Source organism: Agriterribacter sp. (genome assembly GCF_035444585.1).
GTDB lineage: Bacteria > Bacteroidota > Bacteroidia > Chitinophagales > Chitinophagaceae > Agriterribacter.
Genome location: NZ_DAOMOZ010000127.1, coordinates 1 through 14,304, shown reverse-complemented (window position 1 = coordinate 14,304; position 14,304 = coordinate 1). Strand labels below are relative to the sequence as shown.

General features: G+C 45.9%; 10 protein-coding genes. 8 read left to right on the top strand and 2 right to left on the bottom strand.

The features are described from left to right. Positions 1-8 precede the first annotated feature (8 nt). The 7 genes from gltB to PLH26_RS13720 all read left to right on the top strand — a co-directional run bounded on the left by gltB (position 9) and on the right by PLH26_RS13720 (position 9,063). A complete protein-coding gene (gene gltB, locus PLH26_RS13750) occupies positions 9-4,394 on the top strand; it encodes a glutamate synthase large subunit (protein WP_324586603.1) in 4,386 nt (1,461 codons plus the stop codon). Between the two features lie 57 nt (positions 4,395-4,451). Beyond that, positions 4,452-5,963, top strand: coding sequence for a glutamate synthase subunit beta (locus tag PLH26_RS13745; RefSeq protein WP_324586602.1), 1,512 nt, complete (start codon positions 4,452-4,454; stop codon positions 5,961-5,963). A gap of 40 nt (positions 5,964-6,003) precedes the next feature. Further along, positions 6,004-6,195: a hypothetical protein gene (locus PLH26_RS13740; RefSeq protein WP_324586601.1), complete on the top strand. Its 192-nt coding sequence runs from the start codon at positions 6,004-6,006 to the stop codon at positions 6,193-6,195. Between the two features lie 17 nt (positions 6,196-6,212). Further along, positions 6,213-6,554 carry an SdpI family protein gene (locus PLH26_RS21795; RefSeq protein ID WP_502876391.1) on the top strand — a complete coding sequence of 114 codons (342 nt, stop codon included), beginning with the start codon at positions 6,213-6,215 and terminating at the stop codon, positions 6,552-6,554. A gap of 678 nt (positions 6,555-7,232) precedes the next feature. After that, complete coding sequence (locus PLH26_RS13730; protein WP_324586599.1) at positions 7,233-7,913, top strand: porin family protein; 681 nt, start codon at positions 7,233-7,235, stop codon at positions 7,911-7,913. Positions 7,914-8,126: 213 nt separating this feature from the next. After that, complete coding sequence (locus PLH26_RS13725) at positions 8,127-8,402, top strand: autorepressor SdpR family transcription factor (protein WP_324586598.1); 276 nt, start codon at positions 8,127-8,129, stop codon at positions 8,400-8,402. 1 nt (position 8,403) lies between these two features. Beyond that, entirely contained in the window at positions 8,404-9,063 is a 660-nt protein-coding gene (locus PLH26_RS13720; RefSeq protein WP_324586597.1) for an SdpI family protein, read from the top strand. A 42-nt stretch (positions 9,064-9,105) separates the two neighbouring features. Here PLH26_RS13720 and PLH26_RS13715 read toward each other — a convergent pair whose 3' ends face one another. Continuing rightward, positions 9,106-10,173, bottom strand: coding sequence for a glycoside hydrolase family 9 protein (locus PLH26_RS13715; protein WP_324586596.1), 1,068 nt, complete (start codon positions 10,171-10,173; stop codon positions 9,106-9,108). 54 nt (positions 10,174-10,227) lie between these two features. Further along, entirely contained in the window at positions 10,228-11,553 is a 1,326-nt protein-coding gene (locus tag PLH26_RS13710; RefSeq protein WP_324586595.1) for a cellulase N-terminal Ig-like domain-containing protein, read from the bottom strand. A 368-nt stretch (positions 11,554-11,921) separates the two neighbouring features. Here PLH26_RS13710 and PLH26_RS13705 point away from each other — a divergent pair, with 368 nt between their 5' ends. Further along, positions 11,922-14,270, top strand: a complete 2,349-nt coding sequence (locus tag PLH26_RS13705) for a hypothetical protein (protein WP_324586594.1) — start codon at positions 11,922-11,924, stop codon at positions 14,268-14,270. Positions 14,271-14,304 lie beyond the last annotated feature (34 nt).

Genomic DNA, 14,304 nt, shown 5'->3' with positions numbered 1-14,304 from the left:
TTGAAAACATGGAACACCGGGGCGCCTGTGGTTGTGAAAACAATACCGGTGATGGCGCAGGCATTATGATACAGGTTCCGCATGAGTTTTTTTTCGCCGAATGCGTAAAGTTAGGTGTGCATTTACCTGCTTTTGGCCGCTATGGCGTTGGTGTCATTTTCTTTCCCAAAGAGGTAAGAATGCGGGAAGAATGCCGTGAAATATTTGCAAGAGCTGCCGAAAAGCTTGGTTTGGAAATACTTACCTACCGCAAGGTGCCCGTTAATATTGCCGATATCGGACAAACCGCTCTTTCTGTGGAGCCGGAAATTGAGCAGGTGTTCATAGCTTGCCCCGATCATATCCAAAATCCCGAAGACTTTGAAAGAAAGCTGTTCGTATTGCGCAATTACGCTACCCATACCATTAACAATACGGTAAAGAAAGACAGCATTGGTTTTTATATAGCTTCCCTCTCCTATAAAACAGTTACCTACAAAGGACAATTGACCAGCACACAGGTACGCACTTATTTTTCCGACCTCAGCAACAAAAGAGTGGTAACCGCTTTTGGACTGATACATTCCCGTTTTGCAACCAATACATTTCCTTCCTGGAAGCTGGCTCAGCCTTTTCGCTTTATAGCGCACAACGGTGAGATCAATACTTTACAGGGCAATTTAAACTGGTTAAAGACCAGTGAAAACGGACTTTCCTCCCCTTATTTCAGTGAAGAAGAAATGGATATGCTGCTGCCCATTGTAACGAACGGGCAGTCGGATTCGGCCTGCCTGGACAATATGGTGGAACTGCTTACACTGTCGGGCCGTTCCCTGCCGCATGTAATGATGATGCTCATTCCGGAAGCGTGGGATGATAATGATAAGATGGACCCGGTAAAGAAAGCATTTTACGAGTATCATGCCGCCGTTATGGAACCGTGGGATGGCCCGGCTTCTATTTCATTTACAGATGGTAAGATCATTGGGGCTACATTAGACAGGAACGGGCTGCGCCCTTCCCGCTTTTGTGTAACACACGACGACCGGGTGATCATGGCATCCGAAACAGGGGCTTTACCCGTAGATCCGCGTATAGTAAAAAGTTATGGAAGGCTTCAGCCCGGAAAAATGTTCGTGGTGGATATGGAGCAGGGGCGCATCATCAGCGATGAAGAACTGAAACAGGGTATCTGCTCGCAAAAACCTTACAGTGACTGGCTCAACCAATACAAGATCCGGCTGGAAGAACTGGCTTCGCCCCGCGTAACCTTCACACACCTGTCTGAAGAATCTGTTTTTAAATACCAGAAAGCATTCGGCTACAGCACAGAAGATATAGAAACCCTTGTTAAACCGATGGCTATTGATGCCAAGGAGCCGGTTGGATCAATGGGAACAGATGTTCCGTTGGCCATCCTTTCCGACCAGCCGCAGCATCTCAGCAGTTATTTCAAGCAATTGTTTGCTCAGGTAACCAATCCTCCTATAGATCCTATACGCGAGCGCCTGGTGATGAGCCTTGCCTCGTATGTGGGTAATAACGGGAACCTGCTGGTGGAAGAACCGCATCATTGCCACGCAGTTGCCCTTAAGCAGCCCATACTTACCAGCACTGAGCTTGAAAAATTGCGCAGCATTGATACCGGTATTTTCCAGGCCAAAACCATCCAGTGTTATTTCAGGGCAGATGGTAAGTCCGGATCGCTGAAAGCCGCCTTAGACCGTATTTGCCGTTATGCTGTAGATGCAGTGGAAGACGGGTTCGAAGTGATTATTCTTTCCGACAGGGCAATAGATTCAGATCATGCTGCCATACCATCTTTGCTTTGTGTTTCTGCCGTACACCATCATCTTATCCGCAAAGGATACCGTGGTCAGGTGGGTATTGTGGTAGAAGCCGGTGATGTATGGGAAGTGCATCATTTTGCCTGTTTGATAGGGTTTGGCGCAACTGCCATCAATCCATACCTGGCGCTGGCAACCATCCGTACCATGAAAGCTACCGGCAAATGGGAAACCGACCTGGAATGGGAGGTGCTGCGTAAAAATTATGTAAAAGCAGTATGCGACGGACTGCTGAAAGTATTCTCCAAAATGGGCATTTCCACACTGCAGTCGTACCAGGGAGCCCAGATATTTGAAATACTGGGATTGAACCAGGATGTGGTAAACAAATATTTTGCCGGTGCGGTAAGCCGTGTTGCGGGAATGGGACTGGATGAAATTGCGAAGGAAGCGCTTGCCAAGCATTCTCTTGCGTTCAATCTTAAAAATATTCCTGTTGATCGTTTGTCCGTTGGCGGTATATACCAGTGGAAACGCAAAGGTGAAGTGCACCTGTTCAATCCTCAAACCATTCACCTGTTGCAGCATTCAACACGCATGAATGATTACAATATTTTTAAAAAATACAGTAAGCTTGTAAACGACCAGGGCGAAAAAGCATGCACGTTGCGCAGCTTGTTCCGGTTTAAACGCAACCGCCCTTCCATATCAATTGATGAAGTAGAGCCGGCTGAAAATATTTACAAACGTTTTGCTACCGGCGCCATGTCATTCGGATCTATTTCCTGGGAAGCGCATACTACCCTGGCTATAGCAATGAACCGCCTGGGTGGTAAAAGCAACACCGGTGAGGGCGGAGAGGATGAAAGAAGATATGAAAAGCTGCCGAATGGCGATTCCATGCGTTCTGCCATCAAGCAGGTAGCGTCTGCCCGGTTTGGCGTTACCAGCTTGTATCTTACCGAAGCAGATGAATTGCAGATCAAAATGGCGCAGGGAGCAAAACCCGGCGAAGGCGGGCAGTTGCCGGGTCATAAAGTAGACGACTGGATTGGAAGGGTGCGTCATTCAACCCCTGGTGTGGGATTGATCTCTCCTCCGCCCCATCATGATATTTATTCTATTGAAGATCTGGCTCAATTGATATATGATCTTAAAAATGCCAACCGGGCGGCGCGCATCAATGTAAAGCTGGTGTCTAAAGCAGGTGTGGGAACCATTGCCGCCGGCGTTGCAAAAGCGAAAGCCGATGTAATTCTTATTGCAGGGTTTGATGGTGGAACGGGGGCATCGCCGGTAAGTTCCATTAAGCATGCAGGCTTGCCCTGGGAACTGGGGTTGGCCGAAAGCCATCAAACACTGGTCAAAAACCGCCTCAGGAGCCGCGTGGTATTACAGGCCGACGGGCAAATGAAAACAGCACGTGATATTGCTATTGCTACATTGCTTGGTGCAGAGGAGTGGGGCGTGGCTACGGCAGCCCTGATAGTAGAGGGTTGCATTATGATGCGCAAATGCCATCTCAATACCTGCCCTGTTGGCGTGGCAACGCAGGATCCCGAATTGCGTAAACGGTTTACCGGTAATGCCGATCATGTGGTGAACTTTTTTAAATTCATCACCCAGGATCTTCGTGAGCTGATGGCTGAGCTGGGTTTCAGAACGATCAGTGAAATGGTAGGACAGGTAGATTGCCTGGAAAGAAGGGAAGGTATTGATCACTGGAAATATAAAAAGCTGGACCTGTCGCCAATTTTGTATAAAGAACCTGCCGATGAATGTACGGGCTTATACCACCAGGAAGAGCAGGATCACGGGCTGGCAGGGGTGTTGGACTGGCAGTTGCTTGAAAAAGCAAAACCGGCGCTGGAACAACGTGAAAGAGTATATGCCGAATTCAGCATCCGTAATATTGACCGTACTGCAGGCACTATGCTCTCCAATGAAATTACAAAACGCTACAGGGCGGCCGGGTTACCTGATGATACGATCCATTTTAAGTTTGCAGGTACAGCAGGGCAAAGCTTCGGCGCCTTTAATACAAAAGGTGTTACGTTCGAGCTGGAAGGTGATGCAAACGATTATTTTGGAAAAGGACTAAGTGGCGCCAGGCTCATCGTATACCCTTCAAAGGAAGCAGGATTTGTTCCGGAAGAAAACATCATCATTGGTAATGTGGCTTTTTATGGTGCTACTTCGGGCGAGGCATTTATAAGAGGCAAGGCAGGTGAGCGCTTTTGTGTAAGAAATTCAGGCGCCAGTGCCGTAGTAGAAGGAGTGGGCGACCATGGTTGTGAGTATATGACAGGAGGCCGGGTAGTGATACTGGGAGATACGGGCAGGAACTTTGCTGCGGGAATGAGCGGCGGCATTGCATATGTTTATGATGTAAAAGGCCAGTTTGCAGAAAATTGCAATCCCGAGATGATTGACCTGGATCCTGTGATCAATGGTGAATCGGAAGAGCTGTATGATATGATAACGAGGCATTATGCTTATACCGGAAGTGCAGTGGCCAAATTCATTCTTGATGATTTTGACAATCAGTTAAAGAATTTTATAAAAGTATATCCCAGGGATTATAAAAAAGCCCTTCAAAGAGCAAAGGTTAAAGTGCAGGAAGGATAAGCGGTTCAAAGAGAAAGTATACCAACATTTTTAATTTATAACGCAGTAGTAAATACAATGGGTAAGCCAACAGGTTTTTTAGAATTTACGCGTGAATTACCGGGGAAAAAACCAGTAGCAGAGCGACTGAAGAACTACAATGAATTCATTGACCGTTTTTCCCAGCCCGACCTGGTAAAACAGGCTTCACGATGCATGAATTGCGGAGTACCTTTTTGCCATAGCCATAGCGGTTGTCCTTTGGGTAATCTTATTCCCGAGTTTAATGATGCGGTATACCGCAAAAGCTGGCGAGAGGCATACGAGATACTTACATCTACCAATAATTTCCCTGAATTTACAGGGCGGATCTGTCCCGCCCCCTGTGAAAGCGCCTGCGTATTAGGCATTAATCAGCCTCCCGTTACCATTGAGGAGATTGAAAGGCATATTATTGAAATAGCTTTTGAAAAAGGATTTGTGCAGCCCCGCAAGCCCAATGTCCGCACAGGGAAAAAAATAGCAATTATTGGTTCCGGTCCTGCCGGACTGGCAGCAGCGGCACAATTGAATTATGCGGGTCACCTGGTTACTGTTTTTGAAAGAGATGACGCCGCCGGGGGACTATTACGGTATGGCATACCCGATTTTAAACTGGAGAAATGGGTCGTTGACCGCCGCATTGAGGTCATGGAGCAGGAAGGCGTGGAGTTCAGGTACAATGCGAATGTAGGTGTAAACGTGAGCATCAATGATCTGCTACGCGAATACCACGCTATTGTACTTGCGGGTGGTTCAACCCAACCAAGGGATCTGCCCATACCCGGTAACACCCTTAAAGGCGTATATTTTGCCATGCAGTTCCTGAAGCAGCAAAACAAGCGGAATGCAAAGAAGGACCCATTGGCCAATGCTTCAATTGAAAGCAATATCCTCAAAGAAGAAATAAAAGCTACCGGTAAAAATGTAGTGGTAATTGGCGGCGGAGATACAGGCAGCGACTGCGTAGGCACATCGAACCGGCATGGCGCAGCATCCGTTACACAATTTGAATTGATGCCCAAGCCGCCGAACGACCGTACACCATTTATGCCATGGCCTACCTATCCCATGATATTGAAAACATCTTCCTCGCATGAAGAAGGCGCCGAAAGGCGATGGGCAATTGCTACAAAAGAGTTCCTGGGAGACGATAAAGGTAACCTGAGAGCATTAAAGATAGTTGACCTTGAATGGAAATTTTCGGATGATCAAAGACCTTCACGGTTCGTGGAAGTAGCCGGCACAGAAAGAGAAATTCCCTGCGAGCTTACCCTGCTGGCAATGGGATTTGTTCATCCCCGGCATGAAGGCCTGCTCGATGAAATTGAAGTGGAATATGATGAACGGGGTAATGTAAAAGCTTCTGAACGCGCTTATCAAACCAATATACCTAAGGTGTTTGCTGCAGGTGATATGCGCCGTGGTCAGTCGCTCGTAGTATGGGCAATAAGCGAAGGAAGGGAATGCGCCCGGAAAGTGGATGAGTTTTTAATGGGCAGCTCGCTTTTGGAAACCAAAGACGCTTCGCTGGTGTCGTTGGCGATATAGATAAGAGGTAAGAGGTAAGTAGTAAGAAAATACATGCGTTATGTTTACATTTTTGTTATGGTTGATATTGCTGGTGCTTTGTGCACCGCTGGCTATACTTGCCATTGTGTTGTACCCGATCGTATGGCTGCTGTTGCTTCCGTTTCGTTTGCTGGGTGTATCGGTTAACGGGGTGTTGGAGCTTATTAAATCATTTTTTTTGCTGCCTTCCAAACTGTTGAAACGTATTTGAGTTAATACAACGTAATAATGGTTTTCTTTTCAACGGAAATGGTTATAGGCGTTTTTTTTATTTCTGCCGGAGCAGTATTAAAAATTTTTCCGCCCAAATCAAGAAGTCTATATGGATATCGGACACCACTTTCGCTAAAAAGTGAACGAAATTGGAAGGAAGGTAACAAGCTGTCTGCTAAACTTTCAATCCTTGGTGGTTGCTTAATTATACTCATTGATTTTATTCTGCTGGTGAGCTTCCCATCGCAAATCGCTCTTCGGGTACTTGTAAGCCTTTTACTTATGATAATATCATCCATTCTTATAATTGTTATCACAGAAAAAAAATTAAAGGAAATAGATAGATTAAACAGATAGACATTATGTTGTAAGGATTTTTGGAAGATTTAATCCCGAACATACAGCGAAATTCGAATGAGGCTTTCAGATGAGCGTAGAGCTATGGGGCAGTGTAAAAGAAGAAATACTCAATCTAAGTTTGAGCATTTCTCCCCGAAGGTAATTGAGTCAAGGTAGTTGTAGAAGAACGATTTAGTATATACATTCTTGTGATGATACTTGAGACACGTACCAGGATGATTAGAGCATTGCTACTACTGGAAGCATTCAACCGGGCTAATATTCGCTGGAGTCTCACTCCACGCACCATAATCCGGCCGTTAAGACCTATCGCGATGATTAATTTGTAGTTCGACCCTTTCAGGGTCGTAATGCTATTTTGTTCCATTGGTTATAAACGTTTGGACCCTTTCAGGGTCAATACAAATGCCCTTAAGCAATTGTGCACCGGCAGCGGCCGGTACCTGACGCAGGAGGGTCAGATCGCTGTTGGGAAATTCAAATTTTAATTTTGAAAGTTCATAGTCGGAAGTGCGTGACAAAGGAGGCTTTGAGCTATGAATATTTTTTGAAAGCTGATTGCTAACTGCCTGGTGCCACTCCAACTTTAAGAAGTCTTTAATAAAAGAAAATGCTAAAGGATAAAGTTATGTACATGCGGCATATATCTTTGCCCACTAAATAATTTTACCCATTATGAAAAAGCATTTTTTTGTATTAGCAACGGCACTGGTATTAGGCTCCATGGTGGCTTACGCCCAAAAAGGCGCAGACAAGCTCGTTTCCTTTGGGATAAGAGCGGGCGTAAATCTTCAAAAAATCTACGGAGATGATTTTTTGGGCAATAAACTGACCAATGATTTTAAAACAGGCTTTCACGCGGGTATCAATGCCGACCTGTTTATTTCGGAAGGATTTTATTTACAGCCCGGGCTATTGTATTCAACTAAAGGCGCTAAAAAAACAAACAACAATACCGAATACACGCAGCACATTTCTTATATCGAGTTACCGGTGAATCTTTTGTTCAAACCTCAGGTGGGCAACGGAAGATTATTATTGGGTGCAGGGCCTTACGCGGCCTATGGCATTTCGGGAAAAAGTAAAACCAAAAGCGGTGACGCTGCTATAGAACTGGATGCGAAGTTTAAAAATAAAGTGAGCGCTGCCGATTACCTGAATGGGCTTTATTATCTTAAGCCATTCGATTTTGGCGGTAACATACTGGTAGGATATGAACTGAACAGCGGCTTCAGCCTTCAGTTGAACGGCCAACTTGGGCTGTCGCAAATGAATCCTGAAATAAAAGGTGTTACCGCCGATAAAAGCAACTGGAAGAACATAGGTTTCGGTGCATCGCTGGGGTACAGGTTTTAGGGAAGGTGAGAGGTTAGAGGTGAAAGGTGAGAAGTGAGAAGTGAGAAGTGAGAATGTGAAAGGGGAGAGGTGAGACGAAGCAGGATATCTGCTAAACACATTTTTGAAGAGGGTTGCATGGTTTTAAGCGTGCAATCCTTTTTTATTTATAAATAAAAAATAAAGGAATAATAAAAAATTATTTAGATATTTGTCTAAGTATATAATTAATCAATGCAAGGGAAAATAGATATTGTTTTTAAAGCATTGAACGATGCCACCCGGCGGGAAATACTGGAATTGCTGCGGAGAAAGGATATGACCGCCGGCGAAATTGCACAGCAGTTCCGGATCTCATGGCCCAGCGTATCGCACCACCTGGATTTGCTCAAACAGGCGGGACTCGTATCCGCAACCAGGAGCGGACAGTTTGTGTATTACTCGCTAGAGACAACAGTAGTGGATGAGATCCTGAAATGGCTTATAAAATTCAAAAAAAATAAAAAATAGCATGAAGAAATCAGCAGCTTATTGGATATGGACAATTTGCCTGGCGCCCCTTATTTTCCTGGCAGTGGTCTGGCAAAAATTACCCGGTCGTGTACCCATGCACTATAACATAAATGGAGAAGCAGATCGTTACGGAAGCAAAAATGAACTGTTGGTGCTTATAGGGATATTGTTTGCTGTGAATATCGGCACGTACCTGCTGCTTTCCAATATTCACCGTATTGACCCTAAAAAGAAATATACGGCTGAAAACCTGCCTGTAATGAAACGCTTTGCTTTTATCATTACGTTTTTTATGACGGCATTGTCGTGCTTTATTATTCATACTACGCTGCATGCCGGAAGCGGCTTTAACGGAAAATTTGTTGTTGCTCTAATAGGACTGATGATCGCCGCTTTAGGCAATTATATGTATAATATAAAGCCCAATTATTTTGCAGGATTCCGGCTGCCATGGACGCTCGAAAGCGAGGAGAACTGGAAATATACGCACCGGCTGGCAGGCAGGATATGGTTTGTCGGAGGACTGGTTTTGACCGTGCTGGCATTCTTTCTTTCCGAAAAAGCGGGCTTTAATGTATTAATGATCATTACAGCCATAATAGTGGTTGTGCCCACCGTATATTCGTACAGGTTTTATAAACAAAATTTGAATAAGTAGGGCAGCCCGATAGATGCCAATATCTGGCAAGCGTTCAGCCATCTAAAATTCAGCGATCAGGGATAGCCATTTTGCCGCCGAAGCGCCCCATAATTCTTTATAGGTAGCTGTATTAAACTGCGGCCAGTAAGGTAAGTCTTCATTAAATCTCGACTGCATCCCAACAGGAATACCACCAACGGTTTCACCGGGCAATGCAGTATAGAGTTGGGGATAATTACTGCCCTCTCCCCATATTAATGATTGTCCAAAAGGATTTTTACCCACTATCCAGAACAATTGCTGTTCGGCAATATTCATCAGTTCTTTATCATGAAGGAATTTGCCGGCCAATGCGGCAGCTTTACCGGTGGAGAGATGTACAGCCGCATTGCCCTTAAAAGAAAACCATACCGGAAAAACCCGGAGATAATGTTCTTTATCAAGCCTGACCCCGTTTTCCAGATGCTCTTTATAATCCTGAGCGGCTCCGCTGAACACGCCTACCTGCACCTTGTAAAAATTAACGGAATCTTTTACCTCGTCAATATGATATATGCCGCTGGGCACCATACCATAAGGCTGAACATACTGCATGATGGTTTTCAGGTAGTTGCCATATAACCGTATGGATGCTTTCCACTTGTTATAATCCGCATGACCGGCCTGGGTTTTGCAGAGCATGGTCAACGCCTGCATATACACCTGGTCGCGCGACTGGTGTGTATAATGAACGATGGATTTCTTATTTAAATCGCGGTAAAAGAATCCTCTTAGTTTATCCTTATCTTTAAGCGGCTCTGTGCGTTGACAATTCAGCGTATAACGTATGGCATTTGCGGCCTCAGTGGCATAATAACTATTGCCTGTTAATTTATAAAGTATGCTGGAAGCAAACGAGATGTTTGCCATATACTGGCTGTTAGACGCCATAGCGGCATGATCCCCTCCGCCGCCGATGCTGCTCAGATCGTTAAAGCCCAGGCTGTCGAACCGGCGTTTGGCAAATACAAAATCTTCTATAGCTACTTTCCGCAGGTTCTCTTTCAACATTTTATCTTTCTCTTCCACTAAAGATGCATAAGCTTCTATGCCCGCAAATACAAAGTTTTCAAAAGCCCTGTTGTGCACACGAATGCGCCTCCTCCTTGTGGAGTCGTCTTTTGTGCCGATGAATCCATCTGTTCATAAATTGGTGCCCCAGGTTTGTGCGCGGTAACCGTCTCCAAAACGCGACTTGAGTATCATATCCATTCCCCACTCCGCCTCCTCCGTCAAACGCAGATATAAAGCGCAATTGCCCTTTGCTTTGGCGCTTTCCGCCACCTCCAGTAAGGACTGTACAATTTCTCCTGATTGCAATATTTGTTGCGACATATCGGCCGCATCGTGCCAGCCGCCATTCATCGCAAACAGCTTCCCGTTATGCTCACCGTTTAGATCGGTATGGCAAACACCGTGCTTTCCCGGCACGGGGTAACCGCGCCGCTCACAAAATATAAAATTCAACACACGCCATGCAGAATTGTCCCAGATATTTTTATTGATGTAAAAGGGCTTGCTTGTAACGTCATTTACTTTAATATAATATTCTCCTTCTTTTTTAAAATCACTGAAGTCAATTGTTTCAAAGGAGCCAGTTCTGTACCGCTGCGATTGAATCTTTCCCTGGTAAACCAATCCTTTGGAAATATTATCTATCAACTGGAAAGTGCCATCATGTTTTTTTACATTTACAATGGCGGTTTTTTGGCTTTCATCACCATAGCCGGTAGTGGAATAGATGGTCCTGTTTTCAGCAGGCGCCCATCCGCTCACCACTTCGGGATTTTCTACCGTTTCAAGGGTAACGGCATCAATATCAAATTTTAATGAGTCGTCCATGGTACGCTCTTTACCAAACACCTCAATGGCAAACTGTAATGCTGTAACCTTATCTCTCGCCAATCCGGGCATTTCCACAAAGCATTCGTTCCATTGGCCGTTGATCAGGTTTATTTCGTGATAGCCTTCGCGCTCATACTTGTCCGGTACTTTTATTTTGCCGTCATTAATCACGTAGAGATTAAGATAAATGCTGCGGGCGCCTTCACAATCGGGATATATGTAAAACCTGATGCGATTGTATTTCTCCCATGTAGCCCCTCCTGCGTCGAAGCTGGCGAGCGAAGTGCCGAAGCCCAGTCCCCAGGCCAGGAACTGCGGGTAGCTAGTTGGAGCAGTCAAATGAAGACTATGATTGCTCTTGATGCTTCTTTCCGCTGTTATTGACATGCCACCAATGCCCTTATGCCACCATTTGTCCAGGTCTTCCATATCGCAAAGGATATCCGAGATCAGCACTTTTTTGGTAAGCCCGAAAGATTCAAAGGATTTACTGTAATCCAGCGGTAACGGGCTGTGCACATAACCGCTGTTGCGGATATCTTCTTTTAACTTTTCATCAATCTGCCCCAGCAGAAAGCAGGCAGGATAAACGATCAAAAAAACAATGGCAGTTATTCTTTTCATAATCGAAGGGTGATTGTTTTGGTATTTATGATTGAAAAATCAGGGTGGAATGATGTACACGCTTTCATCACGATCCCGGGCGGTATTAAAAATACTGTATTTTGTTGTGCCACCTCTAACCGGGTGCATTCCAAATTGTCGCTGGCTGGTGGGATACCAGCCTGATTTTGCCTCACCCCAACCCCTCTCCGGGCGGAGAGGGGCTAAAATACGTTCCTGTATTGGCTTTTATTTAATTTTCAAAAGTTTTCTCCAGACAATAATGATTTGAAATGCACGCGCACAGAAGTATAGCCATTTATCCGCTTTTGAGTATATCCGCCTTTTTCCCTTCTCTTTGAAGCATGCTTCAACAATTCTATACGCCCATGTGCAGACCTTTAGCAAAATTCATTTGTATTGTAACACTGCTGCTGGCTTTTGCTTTTTCATCAGCCGCCCAGCCCGTGCAATTAAAAGATGCAGCAATACTTGTATCTCCATCTGTTCCCTCTGCAATGCAAACCACCATTTCACAGGTGCTTTCAGAAGAAATTGCCAAACGTACCGGCATTGTGCTTAAAAACGGCGACAATTGGCCGAAAAAGAGAACAGCTGTTGTTGCCCTGGTATTGTCATCAGATAAGCAATTGATGGGCACTGCCGTCCCCGCCGGGAATAATACGGATGGTCCCGAATATAAAAAAGAAGGATTCAGGGTGGTAAGCAGTGTTAGCGCTAAGGGTACTGCGGTATGGATCATTGGCGCCGACAGCCGTGGTATACTGTTTGGCGCCGGGTGGTTGCTGAGAAATTTAACGATGGGGCGCAATCTGCTTCAGCTTGATGAACCAGCAGATATAGCTTCTTCTCCTGCGTACCCTATACGAGGTCACCAGTTGGGATACCGTACAACAGCCAACTCTTATGATGCATGGACGGTGGCGCAATATGATCAGTACATCCGTGAGCTGGCTATATTTGGCAGCAATGCTGTTGAAGGCATCCCGTTCCACGAAGATGAAACGCCCAGCCCGCTTTTTACCATACCGGCTGCAGAGATGAATATCCGGCTCAGTGAAATTTGCCGGAAATACGATATGGACTACTGGGTATGGACGCCGACAACTTTTGATTTAACGGACAAGGCTAAACGAAAAGCAGAGCTGGACATGCATGAAGGCTTTTACAGACAGTGCCCGAGGCTGGATCATATCTTTTTTCCCGGGGGCGATCCCGGCGACAACCATCCTTCGGAAGTATTGCCTTTTCTCAAAGATCTGCACAGCCGGCTGATCAAATACTATCCCAGCGCCAAAATATGGATCTCGCTGCAGGGGTTCAGTGTAGAGCAGGTTGATTATTTCTACCGTTATCTTGACCGGGAAAAGCCCACATGGCTGCAGGGTGTGGTGTCAGGACCCGGTAGTCCGCCTATTGCCGAAACCCGTTACCGGCTGCCCAAACAATACCAGCACCGGCAATACCCGGACATTACACATTCCGTACGCTGTGAATTCCCGGTTGAGCAGTTCGACCAGGCCTATGCGTTAACCCTTGGCCGCGAACCGGTAAATCCCCGGCCTTTCGCTTTCGCAAAGACCCATCAAACCTATGCGCCTTTTACCGATGGGTTTGTTTCCTATTCAGATGGTTGTCATGATGACATCAACAAAGTGATCTGGAGCGTGCGGGGCTGGGATCCGCAAAAAGATGTAAATGAGATTGTAAATGAATACAGCAGATTTTTCTTTGGTAGAAATGATCACGCACTGATGTCTGCCGGCATTGCCGCGCTGGAACAAAACTGGAAAGGCCCGTTGGCAGAGAACGGCGGGGTGGAAGCTGCCTTCTCCTTCTGGAAAAAGCTGGAATCCGGCCATCCTGAACTAAAAAACAACTGGCGCTGGCAAATGTTGCTGCTGCGGGCGTATTATGATGTGTATACCCGCCGGAGACTGGTGTATGAACAAACTTTGGAACGGCAGGCCAACCAGTTGCTTGCCGGCGTTCGGACGGGAAATGTAAAAGAAACGATGGATATGGCCCTTGCAACAGTGAATAAGGCAGATAAAGAACCGGTTGCACCGGAGCTCAGGAAAAAGATTGAGGAGCTTTGCGCAGATCTGTTCGCTTCCATCGGGTTACAAACCAGTGTGCCAAAATACAAAGCAAAGAATTATGAAAGGGGCGCCGTGCTCGATCACGTGGACTACCCGTTGAACAACCGCTGGTGGCTTGCGGATGAGTTTAAAAAAATTGCATCCATGAAAGCCACAGAAGAGCAGATCGCTGCCCTGCAAACCATTGCCCTTTGGGAAGCCCCGGGCAACGGCAGCTATTATGACGATATTTCCAGCGTAAGCAAAGGCCCACGGGTAAAAACCATTTCTTACGACGCTACCGATGTGGCCTGGTGGGACAATGGGTTCAGCCGCAAACGGCTTTCTTCCCAATTGTTCCAGAACGCTCCTGTGCTGGATTACGATAAGCTGGAGCCGGGTGCAAGGTATGTTATTCGGGTTTGTGGTTTTGGCGATGCATTGCTTCGTGTTGACGGCGTGCGGCTTTCTCCTGTGCTATACAATAAGGAAGCAGATACCTTTAAAGAATGGATCGTTCCTTTATCGTTAACAGGCGACGGGAAAATAACCGTAACCTTCGATGAACCGGAAGAATCTAACCTGAACTGGCGGCAGCATTCCCGTATTTCGGATGTTTGGTTGCTGAAACGGTAAGGCAACCGGTTTTGAAACCGTAGATCGCGCTTCC

Excerpts from the sequence above, each read along its gene's own strand:
- gltB (WP_324586603.1), top strand. The coding sequence starts at position 9 with ATGGAACACCGGGGCGCCTGTGGTTGTGAAAACAATACCGGTGATGGC.
- PLH26_RS13745 (WP_324586602.1), top strand. The coding sequence starts at position 4,452 with ATGGGTAAGCCAACAGGTTTTTTAGAATTTACGCGTGAATTACCGGGG.
- PLH26_RS13740 (WP_324586601.1), top strand. The coding sequence starts at position 6,004 with ATGTTTACATTTTTGTTATGGTTGATATTGCTGGTGCTTTGTGCACCG.
- PLH26_RS21795 (WP_502876391.1), top strand. The coding sequence starts at position 6,213 with ATGGTTTTCTTTTCAACGGAAATGGTTATAGGCGTTTTTTTTATTTCT.
- PLH26_RS13730 (WP_324586599.1), top strand. The coding sequence starts at position 7,233 with ATGAAAAAGCATTTTTTTGTATTAGCAACGGCACTGGTATTAGGCTCC.
- PLH26_RS13725 (WP_324586598.1), top strand. The coding sequence starts at position 8,127 with ATGCAAGGGAAAATAGATATTGTTTTTAAAGCATTGAACGATGCCACC.
- PLH26_RS13720 (WP_324586597.1), top strand. The coding sequence starts at position 8,404 with ATGAAGAAATCAGCAGCTTATTGGATATGGACAATTTGCCTGGCGCCC.
- PLH26_RS13710 (WP_324586595.1), bottom strand. The coding sequence starts at position 11,553 with ATGAAAAGAATAACTGCCATTGTTTTTTTGATCGTTTATCCTGCCTGC.
- PLH26_RS13705 (WP_324586594.1), top strand. The coding sequence starts at position 11,922 with ATGTGCAGACCTTTAGCAAAATTCATTTGTATTGTAACACTGCTGCTG.